This window comes from Bradyrhizobium sp. 186, assembly GCF_023101685.1.
GTDB lineage: Bacteria > Pseudomonadota > Alphaproteobacteria > Rhizobiales > Xanthobacteraceae > Bradyrhizobium.
The window spans coordinates 4,257,425-4,278,117 of the sequence record NZ_CP082164.1 but is presented as its reverse complement, the minus strand read 5'-3'; the positions used below and the strand labels follow the sequence as shown (position 1 = coordinate 4,278,117).

The window sequence follows — 20,693 nt, the reverse complement described above, 5'->3', positions numbered from 1 at the left end:
AGATTGACGCTCGTCATTTGCTCCGGCTTTCAGCGGCGGTCCTGACGCGCGCGCCCTCCTGCAGGAGATGAGCGCCGAGCGAAACAATCGCATCACCAGAGCTCAATCCAGAGATCACGGCGGTCTCGTCGGTCACCCGAACAAGCCTGACCGGCCGAAAGCGTACGGTTGAGGTGGCGCTATCCAGGATCCAAACACCCGTCTTGCGGCCATCATCGAGCACGGCGCCGAGCGGCACCTGGACTTCCGGCTCGCTCGTCCCGCTTGCCAGCCGAATGGTCACCGTCGCGCCAAGTGGTGCGGCCGCGGCCTCACCGTCGAGGACATAACGCGCTTCATAGGTGCGGGTCTGGGCATCGGCGGCGTCCGACAATTGCCGCAGATGCGCCGTGTAGCGCCGCCCATTGGCAGCCCCATACACGCTGGCCTCGGCCACGGAATCGATCGCTGGCCGGATCGTTTCGGGAAGCGCGACCACCGCTTCGCGAGGTCCCGCCTTTGCAATCCGAACGACCGTCTGGCCGGCCGAGACGACCTGCCCGGGCTCGCCGAGCGTTTCAACCACCGTTCCGTCCGCGTCCGCTAACAGGACCGAGTAGGTCGCCTCGTTCTCAGCAACCCGCGCATCAGCTTCAGCGGTGGAGAGTTGCGCCTCCGCCGTGTCCAGCGCGGCCTTGGCTTGCTTGTAGCGCTGTCGGGAAGCCCATCCGTCACTCACCAACTTGGCGTATCGCTGTTCGTCCGCTTCGGTCTGAACGACGGACGCGCGCGCGGCTGCAACGGCGTTGCGCTTCGCAGTGACCGCAAGACGAAGGTCGGTTTCGTCGATCCGCATCAGCGGCTGACCGGCTTTGACCTGCTCACAGCCGCTCCACGATCTTGCCGGGAACGCGAAAACCGAGGCTGCTCTGCACCCTCGCCCCGATGATGCCCGTGAAGCCGCGCTCCGATCCGGTCACCCGCGCCGCGGCCGCGATCCTGACGATCGGGGCTTCCTGCCTCGGATCGCTCACGGCCGAGGCTGCCGGCGTGCGAAGCGCGACGAATGCGGCCACCGCGCATCCCGCGATCAGGACGCTCCCCAGCACGATAATGGGTCGTTTTTTCATGCCATCGCCTCATGCCAGATAGATTGCGTTCGAGCTCTATATCGGATAATAGAAGTCGAACGCAATCTAAATGTGGAGATCGATGATGCGAGTGAGTCGCATTCAGGCTGAGGAAAACCGGCAAAACGTCATCAATGTCGCAAGTCGCCTGTTTCGGTCGCACGGATTTGACGGCATCGGCCTCAAGGACCTGATGGAGGCTGCCGGGCTGACTCAAGGCGCTTTCTACAAGCAGTTCGCGTCAAAGGAGGACCTGGCCGCGCAGGCCTCGGAGCGCGCGTTGGAGAGCGCCACGCTCCGATGGTCGGCCGCCACCGCCGCACAACCTGACGATCCGCTCGGCGCGGTGATGGCATTCTACCTGAGCACGGATCATCGCGACGAAAAGATGGACGGCTGCCCGATCGTCGCGCTCGGCTCAGACGTGGCCAGACAGAGCAGCGACGTGAAAGCGGCGTTCGAAGGCGGGATCAAAGCGCATATCGAGATCCTGAGCGGTCTGATTTCCAAGGCCAACGACGAGAAATCCAAGGGCAAAGCCATGGCTATTCTCTCGACGATGGTCGGCGCGCTGACGCTCTCACGCGTTGTCAACGATCCCGATCTCGCCCAGGCCTTTCTGGAAACGGCGTCCCGACAGATTCGCGACGCCGTCGCCGCTTGAGGATCGGTGTTTCAAATTCACAAGGAGAAAGCCATGCGCAAAGCAGGGATACACAATTTTCCGGCAATCGATCGTGTCGTTTATGGCAAAGCTGCGTCTGACGCTTTGAACGATGAAGCGGTGCGACTTGAGGCAAAGCGCGTCTTCCTTATCGTCAGTCGAACCCTCAACACGAAGACCGACGAGATCGATAAGATCCGGCGTACGCTCGGGGCCAGGCATGTAGCGACCTTCGATGGAATTGCACAGCACACCACGCGCAAACAAGCTGCCGAGGTTGCCCGTCAAGCTAATGACGCACGAGCTGATCTGGTCGTCGCCGTCGGCGGAGGTTCTGCGATTGACCTCGCAAAGATCGTCATCATGGCAATGGAACATGACATCCGCGATGACGCGGGTTTCGATCCGTTCCCCATGGGCCCGGGCGTAACCTTCTCTCCATTCCGAGCGCCTAAAGTCCGACAGATCGCGGTACCATCCACGCTGAATGGCGGCGAATACAATGCAGCAGCGCTCGTCACCGATGAACGCAATAAGTTGAAGCAGATTTTCTTCCATCCCCAGATGATGCCAGTGGCGATCATTCTCGACCCCGCCCTCACCCTTCATACGCCTGCGAAACTCTGGATGGGATCGGGAACGCGCTCGATGGATCACGGTATCGAAGCATTGTGCTCGCCCGCCGGCACCCCACTGGCTGACGAGGTCGTCTTGGCAGGCATCCGTACCCTGCGCGAGGGAATGCTCGGGACTTTGGATCAACCTGATGATCTGGAGGCGCGTCGACTGTCTCAATATGGCTCATGGCTCGCCGCTTTTGGCCTCCAGGCGCGCGTGCCGATGGGAGCCAGTCACGGCATTGGCCATGTGCTTGGAGGGACCTTCGGCGTTCCTCACTACTACTGCACACCTGTCATCATGCCGAGCCTTCTTCGCTACAACAAGCCATTCACCGAGGATGCGCAGAAGCGCTTGGCGACGGCCCTTGGCGAGCCGGGTATGGAAGCCGCAGCCGCCTTTGCCGAGTTCACCACTCGACTCGGATTACCTGGCCGCCTTGCCGATGTCGGTATCGGCGAAGACAAGTTTGATCAGATAAGCAAGCTTGCGATCAATCATCGCTTCGTCCAGGCCAATCCGCGGCCTTTCAAAAGCGAGGCTGATATCGTCGATCTGCTGCGAATGGCCGCTTAGCCGAATTCGAATGAAGCGATACTTATCATCCAAATTGATAGAGGGTAAAATCCAGCCGTGACGATCAGCTCCGCTCCTTCGGCCGGACACGCCGAGCTTCCGGGGCAGACACGGGAGAGCTCTCCACTGCGTGACTATATCCGCAAGCGGATAGTTCGCGCTAACGGGCTCGATTTCCCGATCCTCGAAGCCGGGAGCGGGTCTCTCGTGCTCTGCTTGCACGGCTTTCCCGATCACGCGCAGAGCTGGGTCCACTTTCTCGATCGCCTCGCGCAGGAAGGATATTGGGCGGTCGCGCCGGCGTTGCGTGGATACTGGGCGGGTGGCGCCGCACCCGACGGATCTTACCGCGCCTCAGCGACGAAGCTGGTACATGTTCTTCTTTCAGACACGACTGGCAGAGACGGCCGTTCAGCTCAACGACTTTGCATTTCTCGACCGACTCTGGCGAGAATGGTCGCCGGGGTACGTGCGTCCACCTACGGATCGTTCCGCGCTCAATGACACATTTCGGCAGCCCGGCGTGCTAACTCAGGCGCTGGCCTATTACCGGCAACTGTTCACGCCGCCATCCGAATCGCAAGCCCAAGCGCTGGAAGCTCGCGCCAGCGGTCCAATTGCCGTCCCGTCGCTCTATCTGCACGGGACGAACGACGGCTGCATGTCCACGCAGCTCAGCGAAGGCATGGAGGCAGCGTGCACCAATGGCTTCGAGCGCGTCATGATGCCCGGTGTCGGTCATTTCCTGCATCTTGAACAACCCGGCGCTCTGTTGGGCCACGTCTTGCGCTTCCTGAAATGCTGATCGGTTCTAACGGCGCGGACGCTCCGTATCCAATTCTGATCACCGGAGATGGCGTCGAAGTTGCAAGCTCCGTGCGACACTCGTTAGAGCGGCGGCGTTCTTCTTCGCGAGCGCGTATCGGGCGCTGCTCCCACTCGTCGCGCGCAATCAGATCGCGGGCGGTCCAGAACTCTACGGCCGATCGGCGTAGGCGCCGTCGCCGGTGCATTCATGCTGCCCTGGATGAAGGCGACCTTCGGACCCAAGGGGCTCGTTGCGGCCGGCACCGTCGGCACGGCGCTTAGTCAGATCCTCCTGGGCGTCGCGCGTTACTCGGAGATCGGACTTGCGGCATGCCTGATCGCAGGCAGCTCATGGATCGCCGTCCTCGCAACGGTCAACGTCTCAGTTCAGGTCTCGCTGCCGGATTGGGTGCGCGGCCGCGGATTGGCCATTTACGTCACCGTGTTCTTCGGGGCGATGACCGTCGGCAGCGCACTTTGGGGGCAGCTTGCCTCAAGACTCGGCCTGCCGGCGGCACACTTCCTCGCCGCTGCGGGCGCCATCGCGGGAATCGCGCTCACCTGGCGTTGGAAGCTTCAAACCGGTGCCGGAGTTGATCTTGCACCTTCCATGCATTGGCCGGCCCCGATCTTGACCATTGACGCCGATGCGGATCGTGGTCCCGTATTGGTCACGGTCGACTATTTCATCGTTCCGGAAAAGCGCGACGTTTTCCTCGCTGCCGTCGCGGAATTAGGTCGGCAGAGGCGGCGCGACGGCGCTTATTCCTGGGACATCTTCGAAGATGCCGCCGAGAGCGGACGCTTCCTGGAAACATTCATGGTGGCGTCATGGCTCGAGCATCTGCGACAACACCGGCGCGCGACGAACGCGGACAGGGTCATTCAGGACGCGATCCGCGAATTTGGCGCTGCCGCCGAGCCCAAGGTTACCCACTTCATCGCCGCCAATTTTCCGCAAGCCGGGTTAGGCACGCGCAGCAAACAGTCGTAGCACCAAATGCTGATATGCCGACGCTGGGGTGCTACCATCTAGCGTAAGAAATCGTACAAAATCGTAGTTTGGAGTGCAAAATCGCAGTCTTGGTAGCGGGAGAGAGACTCGGACCCCCGACATCAGTATTCTTCACCCTTGCGCTGAACAGCAGCCCTGTTCCAGCGATGACGCGAAGGCAGGTCCGTGCGCCGGCCGATAGGCGAGATCCGCTGCTCGCTGACTGCCCTGCTCTTGTCAATTCGATCACTTCGAGCTCGACGTCCACGTCACGCCTCGGGCCGCCTGCTCAGACTTGCGATCAATAGATTTTTTTGGATCTCCCGGTGCACACATCGTGCACACGCCGCCTTCTAACTCATTGAAAATACTAAACTCTCGTTCCAATCCATCATGGGGAAGTTTGAGCTATGTCCAGCCAGCAGGAGCTATTCAGATCCAATATCTACGCCCATTTCCGCTTTGCGTCGCTGCGAACGGAACGCATGCTCGCAGCGAAAACTCATCGCCCAAGCGACTTCTTGATACCGTTGAGCCCGAGGCGCAGGAAGGGGTCGGAATGGACGTAGAAGAACTGCACGCCTTTTTCGAGCCAGTACGGCAACTCTTCAGCGGTCACCAGTGTGCCGGCGACCTTGCCGGCGGCGCGGATCTTATCGACGGTGAAACCGACCTTGTCGATCACGGCTTGCGGCCGGGACTGGCCGAAGGGCGGCGCTGGCGGGTATCCCATGTTCTGCGACAAATCGCCGGGTCCAATGAAGAACACGTCGATTCCTTCGACGGCGAGGAGTTCGTCGATATTGCCGATCGCCTCGAGCGTCTCGATCATCGAGATGACCAGTCGCTTTTCGTGATCGGCCGGACAGGCGTAGCGAACCGCGTCGACGACGGCGCGGGCCTGAGCCGCGGTATCGACCATCGCTACCATCAGCCCGTCGGCTCCTGCGTTCAGATAGCGGATCAGCAGCGAACGCTGATGCGAATCCGGCCGCACGATCGCGGCTCCGCCGGCGCCGCGAATGACCTGCGCAGCATTGCGCACGTCCTCAAAACCCCACGCGCCATGCTCGCAGTCGACGAAAATCGAATCCGCGCCGAGCTCCACCAGCCGCGCCGAAAGGCCAGGTGACACGTGGTGCGGATTGAACATGGTGATCGTCTCGCCCTTCGACAGGCGTTCGCGCAGCTTGGCTCCATTCATGGCCGTTCCTTCCGGTCTATTTCTTTGGCTTGTCGGGGGTATCGTCCGGCGCGCCTACCCAGCGCGCGGTCTCGATATCGGCCGAGGTGTCGCGCATGAAGGTCGGGCAGATCTGCAGTTCGGGAATCACTGCACCCTTCTGCAGGCTGGCGCAGAGCAGCACCGCCCGGGCCACGTCGTGCGCATCGAGCATCACCGCCCGTTCGCTCTCCAGCGGCGGGCGAGCACGATTGTCCATGATCGGCGTGTTGGTCTCACCGGGTAGGATCGTCGTCGCGCGGATGCCCTGGTTGCGGTAGGTGTTGTGCAGGAAGGTCATGAAGTTCTTGACCGCTGCCTTCGCCGCGCCATATGCGGCGCCCCCCAACAGATTCGGATTGAGCGCTGCAAGCGACGACACCGTGATGATCGTGCCCTCGCCCTGCGCAATCATGCCTGGCAAAACCGCCTGGGTGAGGTTGAACACCGCGGTGAGGTTGACGTTCACCGTGGAATTCCATTCCTCTTCGCTGATGAAGCGGGCATTCAACACCTTGCTGGCGCTGCCAGCATTGTTCACGAGGATATCGATCGCACCGACGTTGGCGCCGACCCAGCGAACCGCTTCCAAGATCGCTGCGCGAGACTCGATGTCGAGGGAACGACCGATCGCTTCGCCGCCTTGCTGCTTGATCTCAGCCGCGACTTCTTCAAGCGTTTCGATCCGGCGGCCGGTGAGCACGACAGTCGCACCTTCCCGCGCCAGCAGGATAGAAGCTTCCCGACCGATACCGGTACCTGCGCCGGTGACGAGGGCTACTTTCCCATCGATCAGACCCATCATGTCTCCTATTCGGCAGCCGCGGGCGTCGCGCGTGTGTGCCAGTAGATTTCCTTGGCCGCTTCAGGAGTAATCAGTCCCTCGGCGAGATCAAGTTCGACCAACTCACCGATGCGCTCGGACGTCCTGCCCCATCCGCCGCCGCCGGGCGTTTCGACTTCCAGCCGCTCGCCGGTCTTCAGCACGACCTTGCCTTTCGGAAATTGCGACTGGCCATTTTTCTGCACCTTCCCGGCGCTCCCGGACCGGCCGCCCACCACCCCAAAGCACGGATGCCGTACGCGCTCAGAGGCCAGATAGATGCTCATCGGGCCCTTGCCGAGATTGCGCAACACGACGCGCTGACCGAGGCCGCCGCGATATTTTCCGGCTCCGCCCGAGTCCGCAATCAGCTCCTTGCACTCGGTCAAAACAGGCACGGCGATCTCGAACATCTCGATCGCGGTCACCTTGCAGTTCGAAGGAAAACTCAGCGTATCGAGACCGTCGATCTCCGAACGCCCGCCCTGCCCACCATGGAAATTCTGGACTGAGCCGTACTGCGTGCCATCGTCACGCTGTCCGACGCAATTGGCGGCCCAAATCGGCGCACCGCCGCTGTCGCCCATGACCTTCTCGGGAACCACTTTCTCAAGCGCCTTGAAAATCAACGAGGGAATGACGTGACCGATCAGGTTGCGCGAATTGCCCGCCGTCCACGCGTTCGGATTGAGGATAGAGCCCTCCGGCGCCTCGTCGGTGATCGGCGTGATGCAGCCTTCGTTGTTCGGCGTGTCGGGATCCAGCAGGCATTTCAGGGCATAGACCGAATGGGCGTAGCGGTAGTTGGTCCGGCAATTGATCGAATGCAGCACCTGGTCCGACGAACCGGCATAGTCCACGTGAATGGAATCATCCTTCACGATCACCGCCGCCTTCAGCTTCACGTCGATGTCGTAGCCGTCGAGCAGCACTTCGGCAGGGTAGGTACCGTTCGGCCATTGCCGGATCGCCTTGCGGGTCTGCGCTTCCGAGCGCGAATGGATGGCGTCGGCGAGACCATCGATCTCATCGAGCTCGTATTCGTCGAGGAATTTCAGCAGTTCCCGTCCCATGACATTGTTCGCCGCAACCATCGACTCGAGGTCGCCGAGCACCTCGGTCGGCAGCCGCACCGAAGCGGCGATGATATCAAGGACGTCCTGGTTCGGAACGCCGGCCTTGTGCAGCTTCACGATCGGGAAGCGAATGCCTTCCTCAAAGATGTCGCTGGCCTCCGAATGCAGCGGCCTTCCGCCGACATCGGGCAGATGCGCGATCGAGCCGGCATAGGCGACGACTTTGCCCTTCTTGAAGATCGGCGTGATCATGGTGACGTCGGGCAGATGGCCCGTACCGATCTCCGGATCGTTGGTGGCGAGCACGTCGCCTTCGCTTAGCGTTTCGGCTGGAAACTTCGGCAGGAAATATTTTTGTGCGGCGACCGGCAGCGATGTGATGAACACCGGGATCGACCACGTGCACTGGGCAAGCGCCCGGCCGCGGCTGTCCAGCAGCACGGTGACATAGTCGTGGTTCTCGCGCACGATCGGCGAGAAGGCGGTGCGACCGAGCACATTATCGGCCTGATCGGCGATGAAGATCAGGCGATTCCACATCACTTGGAGATTGATCGGGTCGTTGAAGTCGGGAGTGTTTTTCGACATCGCGCGTCGTCCTCAGAGAATGTTGATCACGAGATTGCCGTGCCCGTCGACATGAGCCGCGCCGCTTGGGCCAACGACGGCCGTGGACTCGCGCTGTTCAATAATGGCCGGACCCTTTATCGGCTGATCGAGCGGCAACTTGTAATGGTCGTAGACGGGCGTCTCAACGTAGGAGCCCAGTTCGTTGAAGTAGACCGACCTCTTGCCCTTGAGGGCGACCGCGACCTGGGCCTTATGCGGGCGCGTAACCTGATCCTTGCCGCCGCTGGAACGAAGCCGCCAGGTAATGACCTCGAGGGACGCCGATACGGTACGGCCGAACAGCTCGCGGTAGAGCTTGGTGAAATTGTCCATTAGCTGTTGGAGGAATTCGTCCTTTCGCAAATTACGATCGGGCAACGCAACCGTGATCTCGTGCCCCTGCCCGACATAGCGCATGTCGACGGTGTAACGGTTGGTGATCGCCTCTTTCGCGATGCCAGCGGCGCTGACGACCTCGGCCCCCTGAGCGGCCAGATCGTCGAGCAGCCGCTCCATTTGTTCGAAGTCCCAATTGTCCACGCCCATCGGAAAACTGGCGGACAGGTCCACCGCAACCGGGGCGATGAGGAGACCGATCGCCGAGGTGACCCCCGCTCCGGTCGGGCAGATGATACGTTTGATGCCGAGCTTGCGCGCGATGCCGTAGGCGTGGACTGGACCGGCGCCGCCGAAAGCCACCATCGGCAGCGTACGAGGATCGACGCCAAGGTCGGTCGCATGCATCGCCGCCGCCTTGCTCATGGATTCGTTGACGAGGTCGTGAATGCCCCAGGCGCAGCGGTCGACGCTGACGTCGAGCGAGGCAGCGAGCTTTTCCATCGCCTCCCGGGCCGCATCTTTCGAGACTTTGAACGAGCCGCCCACAAAGGATTCGACCCCCATGTAGCCGAGCAGGATATCGGCATCCGTGACGGTCGGCTCCGTGCCGCCGCGTTGGTACGCTGCCGGACCCGGAAGCGCGCCGGCGGAACGCGGGCCGACATCGAGAAGGCCGAGCGGATTCTTTGCCGCGATGGACCCGCCCCCCGCGCCGATCTCGATCATCTGGATCGACTGAATCTTGAGTGGGAAGCCGGACCCTTTGCGGAAGCGCTGATAGTGGGCCACTTCGAGGTCGGTACCGACGGTCGGCTCGCCATTCGGGATCAGGCAAAGCTTGGCCGTGGTGCCGCCCATGTCAAAGGACAACACGCTCGCCTCACCCGCCGTTCTGCCGAACTCGGCCGCCGCGACCGCACCGGCAGCCGGCCCCGATTCAATCAGACGCACGGGCAGTTCGGCGGCGCGTAGGCTCGGAACGAGGCCGCCGGAGGAAGTCATCCACAACACCTGCCGGTCGATACCCTTGTTGGCGAATTCGCGCTGCAGGTGGGCGACATGCCCGGCCATCTGCGGGCGGGTATAGGCATTGACGACCGTCGTCGAGGCGCGGTCGAACTCCCGCACCTCCGGACAGACTTCCGAGGAAAGCGACACAAAGATATCCGGGCTCTCTTCCCGCAGCAGCGCGGCAATGCGCTGCTCGTGCTTGGGGTATTTGTAAGCGTGCAGCAGGCAGACCGCGACGGATTTTATGCCCTTGCTGCGCAATCGCCCAGCTATCTCCCGGATAGCGTCTTCCTTCAGTTCAGTAACCACGGCGCCGTCGGCGGTCATGCGCGCCTCGGCGCCGAAGCTGTTGGCACGCGTGACCAGCGGATCGGGATATCTGAGGTTCAGGTCATAGAGATCGTAGCGGCCCTCATTGCGGATGCGCAGCATGTCCTGAAAGCCGGCCGTCGAGATGAAGCCGGTTTCCACGCCCTTGCGTTCGAGAACGGCATTGGTGACCACGGTCGTGGCGCCGAGCACCTGGAGTTTTACCAGATCGATAACGCTGGCAAACCGGTCGAGCAGCTCGGTTGCGCCCTGCACGACCGCTTCCGCCGGGTTCTTCGGCGTGCTCAAAACCTTGTGCAGATGCAACTCGCCGTCGTCGTCGAGAAGGGCAAAATCGGTGAAGGTGCCCCCGGTATCAAATGCGAGCTTGGCCATTGTTTCCTCGGCGCGACAGTTCTACAGGCAGCCCGGGAATAGTCCCGATCGACCCGATAAATCATCGAGCCCGGGTTACCGGAATCCCGTTATGGTTGAAGGGTACGGGATGCAGCCGGAGCCAGCCAACACAAGTGCAGTCTGCCGCTATAGACTTTGCTTATGGCGCCGACCGAATTCCTTGCGGGTGCTTGCGCATCAGCTTCTCGACCACGTCGAGAAGCACCGATCGAACCGCCACTGCGGGTTCCGACAGCGGAAGATGATCCGAGGTGCAAAGCGAGACCGTTGCCTCGATCACGGGGCGAGCCAGGCGCCTGACATCGGCTCCGGCAAAACTCGATGCGCCGGCGGCAACGGAAGCAGGAAGTATCGTCGAACCAAGGCCGTCCATGACGGCCGCGCCGAGCGACGAAACCGACTCGATTTCGGAGACCACGTTGGGGACGACACGCGCCCGGGCCAGGGACTCGTCGATCAGCCGGCGCAGGAAATGGCCCCTGCTCGGCAACAGGAGCGGCATATCGGCAAGCGCGGAAAGCGGCAACGATTCGGTCGATGGTTTGTCGAATTTGGTACCTGGAGGTGACACCAGAAACAGTTCTTCCCGAAACAAGGGGCGCAGCGTGACGCCCTTGATCGGTTCCGAGCCGTAGATGATGGCCATGTCCATCCTGCCGGTCATGATCAACTCGCTCAGCACGTGGCCGAAGCTATCGTTGATATGAACGATGATCTGGGGATGAAGCGCTTTCATCTCCTTCAGGATCGGCAGCGACAGCGCACTCGAAGTCGAATAGGTCGCTAGGCCGATCGAGACTCGCCCAGCCAACGATTTCGAAGAGTTATCGATGTCGATCTTCGCCTGCTCGATCTGCTTCAGCAACAACTGGGCGTGCCGATAAAGAACGAGACCGGCCTCGGTCGGCGTGATGCCGGTATTGCTGCGCGTGAGAAGCTTGTGCTTGAAATGGCTCTCCAACGCGGCGATCTGCTGGGACAGTGCTGGCTGAGCCGTACGTAAAATGCTGGCGGCGCGAGATACGCTACCAGCATCGACAATCTTCACGAAGCTCTTCAATTTAGTGAAATCAACGCTCATGGCTCGCCGTTTCGCCGTGTAATCCGAAGATTAGGGCGATCACGGCAAGAGAACAAGGCACTGTCGGCCAGGACATTGTCGGCCAGAGCGCTCCGACTGCCTCAGCGCAGATCGGAGCAGGCCTTCTCGATGCGGTCGCACGCCTCTTTGATCATCTCCATCGATGTCGCCGTCGATAGCCGGAAATAGGGAGAAAGCCCATAGGCCGCTCCATGGACCGACGCGACCCCACCCTTGTCGAGGAGATAGAGGACGAAGTCGAGATCGCTGTCGATCGTCTTCCCTTCCGGGGTGACCTTGCCGATCGCGCCCGCGCAGCTCGGATAGAGATAGAACGCACCGTCCGGCACCAGGCAGCGCAGGTGAGGCACGGCGTTCAGGCGTGCGCAGGCATAGTCGCGGCGCTCTCTGTAGAGCTTGACGCTTTCCCCGACGAAAGTCTGCTCGGCGGCAAGCGCGTGTGCTGCGGCGGCCTGGCTGATCGACGATGGACAGGAGAACATCTGCGACTGCAGCTTGTTGATAGCCGCGATCAACCCGGCTGGACCGGCCGCATAGCCGATGCGCCAGCCGGTCATCGCGTATGACTTCGAAACGCCATTGGTGAGAAGGATGCGATCCCTCAGCATCAGCACCGCTGCCACAAGCGTCGTCATCGGCTCGTCGCGGAACCAGATCTGATCGTAAATGTCGTCGGACAGCACCATCACGTGAGGATGGCGAAGCAGCACCTCGCCCAGCGCCTCCAGTTCGGCCCGATCATAGGCCGCGCCCGTCGGGTTCGAGGGCGTATTCAAGATCAGCCATCGCGTCCGCGGTGTGATCGCAGCCTCCAGCGCGGCCGGGGTCAATTTGAAGCCGACGTTCTCGGAGCACGCAACGATGACGGGCTTGCCGTCGTTGGCGATCACCATGTCGGGATATGACACCCAATACGGTGCGGGAATGATGACTTCGGCGCCCTCCTCGACGCTCGCCATCAATGCCAGGAAAAGGATCTGCTTGGCACCGCCGCCGACACAGATTTCGCTTTCCGCATAGTCAAGTCCGAGGCGACGCTTGTAGTCGGAAATGATCGCAGCGCGCAGGGCAGGCGTGCCATTGACGGCGGTGTACTTGGTCTCGCCCCTGTCGATCGCCGCGTGTGCAGCGGCCTTGACGTGATCTGGGGTGTCGAAATCCGGTTCGCCGATCGTCATATCGACGATGTCGTGCCCGGCAGCCTTCAATTCGCGCACACGCGCCGCGGCGGCCGTCGTCGGGGAAATCTTGATGCGCGACACGCGCGCGGCGGGTACGAAGTTGGTCACGGTGGTTTCCTCTAAACGATAATCAATGTTCGGCTTTGGCCTCGCCCCGCATCCTGCCCGTCAGGAAGAGCTCGCCGAGTTCATCATGGGTGATATCTGCGGGCCTGCCATCCCAGATCACCTTGCCGAGACGCAGGATGACCGCGCGGTGCGCGACCTCCATTGCCTTCCTGGTGTTCTGCTCGACGAGCAGGATGGTCTGTCCACCGGCGTTGATGCGCAGCAGCTCGTTGAAGACGATTGCAATAGCCGCCGGAGAAAGACCGACCGAGGGTTCGTCGACGAGCAGGATCTTCGGCCGTTGCAGGACGGCCATCGCCACCTCCAGCAATTGCTGCTCGCCGCCGGACATGTTGCCGGCCAGCGTATTGCGTCGCGTCTTCAGGATCGGAAACAGGTCATAGACATAGTCCCGGTCGGCCTTTACCCTGGCATCGTGCAGCGTATAGGCAGCCATTTGCAGATTTTCGTCGATCGTCATGACCGGAAAATTACAGCGGCCTTGCGGCACGAACGCGATGCCTTCGGCGAGGATCGCCCGCGACTTGTAGCCGGCGATATTCTTGCCCTGCCATTCGATGCTGCCGCCCTTGATCGTCGTCATTCCATAGAGCGACTTCAGCAGCGTCGACTTGCCCGCGCCGTTCGGCCCCATCAGGGCGACGAACTGTCCCTGCGGCACGTCGAGATCGACGCCGTTGAGGATGTCAAGCGAGCCGTAGCCTGCGCGCAGGCCTTTAATCGAGAGACTGGGATCATCAGCCACCGAGATAGGCCTCCCGCACCGCCTGGTTGCGAACGATTTCGTCGGGTGTCCCCTCAGCCAGCTTGCGCCCCTGATCGAGCACGACGATGCGTTCGCAGATGTCGGTAACGACATCGATGTTGTGCTCGATCACCAGGAAGCTGGCGCCGAATTTATCATTTGCGAAGCGAATGCTCTCGACGACACGCTCGATCAGCTTGGGATTGATGCCGGCCATCGGCTCGTCGAGAAGGATGAGTTTAGGCTCCGGCATCAGCATGGATGCAAACTGGATCAGCTTCTGCTGGCCACCCGACAGTTTCCCGGCGGGCTGATGGCGCACATCCCAGAGGCCGGCGATCTTGATCAGCTCACGCGCACGTTCCCTCAACGCCTCGACGCGATCACGCGCCGCAGCACCAATCCCGAAGGTGGACCAGAGGCCCGGAAAGGTGAACATCTGGCCAGCAATAACGAGATTTTCCTCTACATCGAGGGCGCTAAACACCACCGTCTTCTGGAACGAGCGCAGCATGCGGCCCTCCCGGGCGATACGGTTAAGCGACCATCCCGTAATGTCCTGACCGTCGAGTTTCACCGTACCGGCGTTCGGCTTGGAGAGACCGGTCGCGCAGTCGAAAAAGGTCGACTTGCCCGAGCCGTTCGGGCCGATAAGCCCGCATATCTCGCCGCGGCCGACATACAGGCTGACATCGTCGACCGCGCGGACGGCGCCGTACGACTTTTGCAGTCCGGAGACTTCGAGAATAGGCAGACCGGTCATTTCCGCTCCTTGAGAAAATACCAGAAGCGATCGATGAGCGGCGCAAATCCCTTCGGGAACCAGAATACGAGCGCCAGCAGGCAGAGCCCGTAGGCGATCATTCGAACTTCCGGCGCGATGCGCAAGGCCTCGGAGAGCCCGACGAACAGCAAACTGCCGAAGACGACACCGGAAATTGTTCCCGCGCCACCACCGAGCACGATGATCAGCATCGTCGTCGAATAGTACATCTGGAATGTGAGCGGACTGACCACCGTGAGATAGTGCGCATAGATGCTTCCGCCCAAACCAGCAAAAGCCGCGCTGATCATGAACACGACCAGCTTGTAGCGCCAGGTCGGGATGCCGACGGATTCGGCCAACGTCTCATTCTCGCGAATGGCAACCATGTTGCGCCCGGCCGCCGACCGCACGATCAGATATGCCGCGAGTGTGCCGATCACGGCGATCACCAGCACCAGATAATAGAAGCTCGTCGTTCCCGAGATGGTGAATGATGCCGGCCCAAGCGCGAAATAAGGCTTCGGAATGCCCGACAGCCCCATGTCACCGCGGGTGAGGCCAATCCAGTTCTTGGCGATGGCCTGCCCGATGATAACGAAGCCAAGCGTGCACATCACGAATGAGGTGGCGCGCAGCCGGAGCGCCGGAATGCCAAGGGGCAGCGCAATCGCGCCAGCAACGGCGCCGGCCGCAATGAGGTTCAGATAAAACGGCGTGCCGAAATGCACCGCCATCAGCGCGGAGGTGTAGGCACCGATGCCGAAGAACGCCGCCTGCGCCAGCGACAACAGTCCGGTGTAGCCCACAAGCAGATTAAGGCCGTGGGCCGGCAACAGGAAGATCAGCGCGATGATGATCGCGTGCAAGGCATAGTTGCCGAGGAACAATGGGGCCGAACAAGCGGCTGCCGCCAGCGCGACGCCGAACGGCAATCGCAGATCGCGTCGGAGCGCCGAGAGTGAGAGATCGTTGGGCGACATCGTCTGTCCTCGAACAATCAGAACCGGGCTTGCGCAGAGAAAAGGCCGTGGGGACGCCACATCAGTACGAGCATCAATGTTGCGAATCCGACGGTGTCGCGGAACTGCAGACCGACATAGGTCGCCACCAGGCTTTCCGCGATGCCGAGGATCATCGCCGCGAAGAACGTGCCGCGGACATTGCCGAGCCCACCCATGATGATGACCGGCAAAGTCTTGAACGTGATGATCTCGCCCATCCCGCCATAGACGCTGACATTCACCGGCGCCGTCAGCACGCCGGACAACGCCGCCAGGCAAGCCCCAAGAATGAACGTCCGAAGCGCCACCTGGGGCACGTCAATGCCGACCACCGCGCAACACTCGATATTCTGCGACACCGCGCGCATGGCCTTTCCCATGCGGCTGTAGGTGACCATCAATTCCAGCCCGGCGAAGACCAGAATGCACACGATGATGATCAGGACGCGCTGCTCGGCCAGCGTGAAGCCGAAGATCGAAACCGGCTCGATGTAACCGCCGGAGAAGAATTTATAGCCGCCGCCGAAGACGAGAATCACGGTATTTTGCAGGACCAGCGCGATGCCGAGCGTTGCCAGCACCCCGGTTTCCGGCGGCGCGCCCACGATGCGCTGCATCACGAACCTGCCGACGACGACGGCGATGACCGCGGTCGCGATCACGCCGATCACTATCGCGACGGGATAAGGCAGTTCGAAATATTCGATCGCAAACCAGGCACCAAAGGTGCCCAGCATGTAGTATTCGCCGTGCGCGAAGTTGATGGCGCGGAGAACACCGAAGATCATCGTCATTCCGACGGCGACGATGGCGTAGACGGAGCCGGAAACGATGCCGTTGACGATCTGCTCGAAGATCGCGGACAACATTTCGGTTACTCCTCTCTCGGGTTCACTTGGCGGGATATTTGATTTCGGCCGAGTATGCCCCCTTGATGGAGGGCTTGCCGTTCTCGATTTGAAGCAGGATCATCGGCAGGCGAGCCTGATTGTGATCGTCGAAGGTCACCTCGCCCATGGCGCTGTCATACTTGATCCTGGACAGGGCATCGCGAACCTTGGCACGATCGGCGCTGCCGGCAGCCTCGACCGCCTTGGCCAGCAGATGCACTGTCTCCCAATGCACATAGGCGTGATTGTTGGGAGTCTCGCGATATTTGGCTTTGAACTTCTCCACGAAAGCGAGGCTCTTCGGAGCGTCCCAAGCAGGCAGCCATGCGGCGGCCTCAACGGCTCCTTCGAGCGCCTTCGGCGCTGCCTTGATGGTGCTTTCGGTATTGAATTCCGCGTTTCCGATTAGCGGTACCTTGCCGGCCAAGCCGACTTCGATCATCTGGCGCCCGATGATCGGTGTCGTGTCCGCGTTACCGTACATGATAATGGCCTGAGCGCCGGAGTCACGAATCTTCGCGAGCACACTGCGAAAATCAACCTCCCCTTCCTTGTAGTAGTCTTCCGTCAGGATCTCGCCTTTGAATTTGGGAAGATATTTCTTCGTGAACTCGATGGCTGCGCGCCCGTAGTCGGTATCGACGGAGAGAATCGCAAACTTCGTAAAACCTCTTTTCTCTGCGGCATACTGGATGACGACGAGCGCGCGGTTCTCATCGGTCGGATAGTTGCGGAACGTCCATTTGAAACCGCCGACGCCCGCACCATAGGTAATCTTCGGATTGGAAGAAGCGGCATTCAGGAGCAGTACGCCAGCGTCCTCGGCGACGGGCTGCATGGCGAGCGTCACCGAGCTCGACACGTCGCCGATGATGAAGTCGACTTTGTCCAGGTCGATCAGGCGGCGCGTGGCCGAAACGCCTTCGACCGGTGTTCCCTGGCTGTCGCCTGAAATGATCGCGATCTTGCGGCCACCAACGCCGCCGGCATTGTTGATTTCCTCGGTTGCTAGCTGAGCGCCGCGCAACGAGAAGGAGCCGTAGCGGGAATTGGGTCCGCTCATCGGAGCAACAAGGCCGAGCCGGATTGCCGCATCCTGGGCCCGGACTTCAATCGATCCGGCCCCCAACCCGATTAGGCCCATAGCAACGCAGAATGCTCTACGATCAAGTTTGTGCATCATGACCCCGATCTCCATCCGAAACTGGCGGGTTGCCACACCGTCGTTCACCGTCTTGCGAATGGGCGCATCCCGGCTTGTGACAACAAGATTATGGTCGTGGCCCGGAGCGAGGGAACCACAACTGCAATCTGCCGCCATAGCGTTTACTTATGGCGAGCGTGCATGGACATCACGAGGAACTGCTTGCAGCGGCCTGAGGGCGCGCGATGTTTTAGGGCAGTGATGGCTACCGCGCGAGCGCCTGTCGGAAATGCTGTAAACGGAGAAGAGCGTTTTGGAGAACACCACGACATTGTCGGTCGATGATCCGCCGGCCCCTCCGAACCCGCCAAGGATATAGAGGGGACGCGCGACACATAAGCTTTCCAACGCTTCCTCAGCGATGCCGGGATAACGCCCACGCACGCGCTATCTTTGATATGACCGCAGGTCCGGACTGGATGCGGCCGCCGCATATTCATTTCGAAATTCACGGCCGGTTCGAACGGCTGATCACCCAGATGTATTTTCCCGACGAGCCGCTCAACGCCTGCGACCGGCTGCTCAACGCGGCACCGCGTCCGGATTTGCTCATCGCAAAGCCGGTTCCATCGGAAGATGGATCTGGCCACCGCGTGTTGAATTTCGATATTGTTCTTGCGCGGGGATAGGCGTTCTTCTGTCGGCAGGACCGAAGCATGTTGGTAGCCGACGCTGCGAACGACTGCTTTGCGCCACGAGCGGCCGTTCGCTTACCACGCATCAGGCGAGGACTGCTCGTGACATGGCACGCGCGCCCGCGGCTTAGGCGCTACCATCAATCGTACGCGACCACAGAATATCGTAGTTTGGCGCACATCTGAGCGTTGGTAGCGGGGAAGAACGCTCCTCCGCAGTACGAAGGCGCCGAGCGGCTACGGGCTCTGTTGCCGAAGCATGTCTTCTCCCGACTTCTCTCGAGAGCGGTTGCGACCCTCCCGAAACTCCTGCGCAACTTCAATTCGAGCTTGGAAGTCTTCGAATTTCAGTAGTGTTTTCAACACCCATTCCGACATTTTGCAACTTTTCAGGCGATTGAGATCGCTACAAAATTTCTCTTTGCGGAATGGTCTTGCGAGCCCTCATGAGCGATCTCCATGGAAATCCGTGAAGTATGGGCGGCAAGGCTTGTACCAGCAAAACGGCGCCACCGCTCAACACGCTCACCCCCACCACGAGCAGGAGGTTTGTCAGTGGGGTCGGGCGGCTATCTGCGCGCGGTGCGGGGATCGTCGAGCGCAAGGCCGGACCTTGGCCAGTCCACCGCAATCAGCCGGCCCGTGCCGGAGAGCGTGATGAAGGCGGTGCGCATGTCGGTGCCGCCGAAGCAGATGTTGGTGCAGTAGACCTCGTCGGCCTGGCGGAACTCCAGGAGATCGCCGTCTGGCGAGAACACGCTGATCCCGCCACGCACCAGGGTCGCGACACAGATATTGCCGCCCTCCTCAATCGCGAGCGAATCGAAGCGCTGGTAACCCGGCAGGCCGTGCAGCAGCTTGCCGCCGTTGGGCGACGGCCAAGGCTCCTTCGTGACCTCACCTTCGCCGGTGATCGGATAGCTCCAGATCCGGCTGGTCTCGGTCTCGGAGACATAGAGCGTGCGCCCATCCGGCGACAGCCCGACGCCGTTCGGTGTCATGATCGGAAAGATCGCCTCCCGGATCATGGACCCGTCGGTGCGCGCGTAGTAGACCGCGCCGCGATCCATCAGCCGGCCATAGGTCTTGCCGAGATCGGTGAACCAGAATCCACCTTCGCCGTCAAAGACGATGTCGTTCGGGCCCTTGAGGTGAACACCACCGCAACTATCGTAGAGGGTTTTGACGGCGCCGGTGTCGAGATCGACCTGTTCGATGCGGCCCGTGGTGTAATCCTCAGCGCGGCCGGTCGGGCGGACAAAGTTGCTTCTGTCCTTGTGCCAGGAGAAGCCGCCATTGTTGCAGACATAGCATTTGCCGTCCGGACCGATGGCGGCGCCGTTCGGACCGCCGCCGAGATTGGCGATCACCTCTTTCCGGCCGGAGAGGAGAACACGCGTGAGCCGGCCGCCTTCTATCTCGACGACGATGACGCTGCCGTCGGCGAGCGCAATCGGCCCTTCGGGAAAGGCCAGTCCAGTCGCGATCTCTGTGCCCTCGAGGCGCATCTGTCACTCCGTCATGCCGGCGCGGGTTGGCCCGCGCCAAGATAGGCTTCCACCACCTCGGCACGGTTTGCCGCGGTCGCAAGGTCCGCCGCGCTGCGATGGCCCACGATCGCGCCATTGCGGACGAAATAAAGCGCGTCGGCCACTTTCATCGTCATGCGGAAATTCTGCTCGACCAGCATGATGGTAAGGCCTGTCTCCTGCTTGATCGTCACCAGACGCTCGAACACGCGGCGGATCAGAAGAGGCGCGAGCCCGAGCGAAGGTTCGTCCAGAAGCAGCAGCCGCGGCGCGCTCATCAGGCCGCGCCCGATCGCGAGCATCTGCTGCTCGCCGCCGCTCCGCATCCAGGCCGGCGACTTCAGACGGTTCGCGATCTCGGGAAACAGCTCCAGCATGAGGTCGCGCCGCTGCCGCTGCATACGCGCGTCGAGGAAGAAGCCGCCGAGCAGCAGGTTTTCGGCGACCGTCTTGGCGGCCCTCGGGGACATAGACGATGCCAAGCCGGACGCGCTGCCGCGCGGCGAGCGCGCCGATATCCTCGCCGGCAAAGCGCATCTCGCCTGCGGCCGGCACCAGCCCTGCGATCGCCTTGAGCGCCGACGATTTGCCGGCGCCGTTGGCGCCGAGCAAGGCCACCACGCCATTCTCGGGCACGGAGAGATCGACATTTTCGACGGCGCGCGCCGCGCCATAGCTGATGCAAAGGTTACGGGCGGAGAACAGCTCAGTCACCGGAATCGTCTCCGAGATAGACGCGGATGACATCCGGATGTTCGCGAATTTCGGCGGGCGTTCCGCTTGCGATCATCTTGCCGAAGTTCAGCACATAGATCTGCTCGCAGAGCTCCATGATCAGGTCCATGTCATGCTCGACGACGAGGAGCACGAGGTCGGGGCGCATCAGGCGCTTCAACGCGCGCATCAGGTCGCGGGTCTCGACCGCATTGAGGCCCGC

17 protein-coding genes and 3 pseudogenes are annotated in these 20,693 nt (G+C 61.3%); 5 read left to right on the top strand and 15 right to left on the bottom strand.

What is annotated here, in order from left to right:
* Nucleotides 1–13: 13 nt before the first annotated feature.
* Nucleotides 14–1,109: pseudogene (locus tag IVB18_RS20355) on the bottom strand (efflux RND transporter periplasmic adaptor subunit).
* An 85-nt stretch (nt 1,110–1,194) separates the two neighbouring features.
* Here IVB18_RS20355 and IVB18_RS20350 point away from each other — a divergent pair.
* From IVB18_RS20350 to IVB18_RS20335, 4 genes and pseudogenes are all read left to right on the top strand, one after another.
* Nucleotides 1,195–1,773 carry a TetR/AcrR family transcriptional regulator gene (locus IVB18_RS20350; RefSeq protein WP_247990771.1) on the top strand — a complete coding sequence of 193 codons (579 nt, stop codon included), beginning with the start codon at nt 1,195–1,197 and terminating at the stop codon, nt 1,771–1,773.
* Between the two features lie 33 nt (nt 1,774–1,806).
* A complete protein-coding gene (locus tag IVB18_RS20345) occupies nt 1,807–2,967 on the top strand; it encodes an iron-containing alcohol dehydrogenase (protein WP_247990770.1) in 1,161 nt (386 codons plus the stop codon).
* Between the two features lie 373 nt (nt 2,968–3,340).
* On the top strand, nt 3,341–3,772 hold the full coding sequence (locus IVB18_RS20340; RefSeq protein ID WP_247990769.1) for an alpha/beta hydrolase: 432 nt from the start codon (nt 3,341–3,343) through the stop codon (nt 3,770–3,772).
* Nucleotides 3,773–3,875: 103 nt separating this feature from the next.
* Nucleotides 3,876–4,768: pseudogene (locus IVB18_RS20335) on the top strand (MFS transporter); the annotation flags it as partial.
* 502 nt (nt 4,769–5,270) lie between these two features.
* Here the strand turns inward: IVB18_RS20335 and IVB18_RS20330 are convergent.
* The 11 genes from IVB18_RS20330 to IVB18_RS20280 all read right to left on the bottom strand — a co-directional run bounded on the left by IVB18_RS20330 (nt 5,271) and on the right by IVB18_RS20280 (nt 17,571).
* Nucleotides 5,271–5,972, bottom strand: coding sequence for an aldolase/citrate lyase family protein (locus IVB18_RS20330; protein WP_247990768.1), 702 nt, complete (start codon nt 5,970–5,972; stop codon nt 5,271–5,273).
* Nucleotides 5,973–5,988: 16 nt separating this feature from the next.
* Nucleotides 5,989–6,792, bottom strand: coding sequence for an SDR family oxidoreductase (locus IVB18_RS20325; RefSeq protein WP_247990767.1), 804 nt, complete (start codon nt 6,790–6,792; stop codon nt 5,989–5,991).
* 8 nt (nt 6,793–6,800) lie between these two features.
* Nucleotides 6,801–8,477 (bottom strand): hydantoinase B/oxoprolinase family protein, encoded by a 1,677-nt coding sequence (locus tag IVB18_RS20320; RefSeq protein ID WP_247990766.1) that lies wholly within the window; start codon nt 8,475–8,477, stop codon nt 6,801–6,803.
* Between the two features lie 12 nt (nt 8,478–8,489).
* The gene (locus tag IVB18_RS20315; RefSeq protein ID WP_247990765.1) at nt 8,490–10,553 is read right to left on the bottom strand and encodes a hydantoinase/oxoprolinase family protein; all 2,064 of its coding nucleotides are present in this window, start codon (nt 10,551–10,553) and stop codon (nt 8,490–8,492) included.
* Nucleotides 10,554–10,713: 160 nt separating this feature from the next.
* Complete coding sequence (gene nac / locus IVB18_RS20310) at nt 10,714–11,655, bottom strand: nitrogen assimilation transcriptional regulator NAC (RefSeq protein WP_247990764.1); 942 nt, start codon at nt 11,653–11,655, stop codon at nt 10,714–10,716.
* A gap of 101 nt (nt 11,656–11,756) precedes the next feature.
* Nucleotides 11,757–12,965: an aspartate transaminase gene (locus tag IVB18_RS20305; protein WP_247990763.1), complete on the bottom strand. Its 1,209-nt coding sequence runs from the start codon at nt 12,963–12,965 to the stop codon at nt 11,757–11,759.
* Nucleotides 12,966–12,987: 22 nt separating this feature from the next.
* Entirely contained in the window at nt 12,988–13,731 is a 744-nt protein-coding gene (locus IVB18_RS20300; protein WP_247990762.1) for an ABC transporter ATP-binding protein, read from the bottom strand.
* Entirely contained in the window at nt 13,724–14,494 is a 771-nt protein-coding gene (locus IVB18_RS20295; protein ID WP_247990761.1) for an ABC transporter ATP-binding protein, read from the bottom strand. Before IVB18_RS20295 ends, IVB18_RS20300 begins: the two co-directional genes overlap by 8 nt.
* The gene (locus IVB18_RS20290) at nt 14,491–15,477 is read right to left on the bottom strand and encodes a branched-chain amino acid ABC transporter permease (RefSeq protein WP_247990760.1); all 987 of its coding nucleotides are present in this window, start codon (nt 15,475–15,477) and stop codon (nt 14,491–14,493) included. Before IVB18_RS20290 ends, IVB18_RS20295 begins: the two co-directional genes overlap by 4 nt.
* Nucleotides 15,478–15,494: 17 nt before the next feature.
* Nucleotides 15,495–16,367, bottom strand: a complete 873-nt coding sequence (locus IVB18_RS20285) for a branched-chain amino acid ABC transporter permease (protein WP_247990759.1) — start codon at nt 16,365–16,367, stop codon at nt 15,495–15,497.
* Between the two features lie 22 nt (nt 16,368–16,389).
* Nucleotides 16,390–17,571: an ABC transporter substrate-binding protein gene (locus IVB18_RS20280; RefSeq protein WP_247991681.1), complete on the bottom strand. Its 1,182-nt coding sequence runs from the start codon at nt 17,569–17,571 to the stop codon at nt 16,390–16,392.
* Nucleotides 17,572–17,873: 302 nt separating this feature from the next.
* On the opposite strand from IVB18_RS20280, the gene IVB18_RS20275 reads away from it, so the two are divergent.
* Nucleotides 17,874–18,221, top strand: coding sequence for a hypothetical protein (locus IVB18_RS20275; protein WP_256476976.1), 348 nt, complete (start codon nt 17,874–17,876; stop codon nt 18,219–18,221).
* Nucleotides 18,222–18,796: 575 nt separating this feature from the next.
* On the opposite strand, the gene IVB18_RS20270 is transcribed toward IVB18_RS20275, so the two are convergent.
* From IVB18_RS20270 to IVB18_RS51965, 3 genes and pseudogenes are all read right to left on the bottom strand, one after another.
* Complete coding sequence (locus IVB18_RS20270) at nt 18,797–19,735, bottom strand: SMP-30/gluconolactonase/LRE family protein (protein ID WP_247990757.1); 939 nt, start codon at nt 19,733–19,735, stop codon at nt 18,797–18,799.
* An 11-nt stretch (nt 19,736–19,746) separates the two neighbouring features.
* Nucleotides 19,747–20,503 (bottom strand): annotated as a pseudogene (locus IVB18_RS51970) (ABC transporter ATP-binding protein).
* Entirely contained in the window at nt 20,463–20,588 is a 126-nt protein-coding gene (locus IVB18_RS51965; protein WP_346732670.1) for a hypothetical protein, read from the bottom strand. The pseudogene IVB18_RS51970 and the gene IVB18_RS51965 overlap by 41 nt, the downstream one beginning before the upstream one ends.
* Nucleotides 20,589–20,693 lie beyond the last annotated feature (105 nt).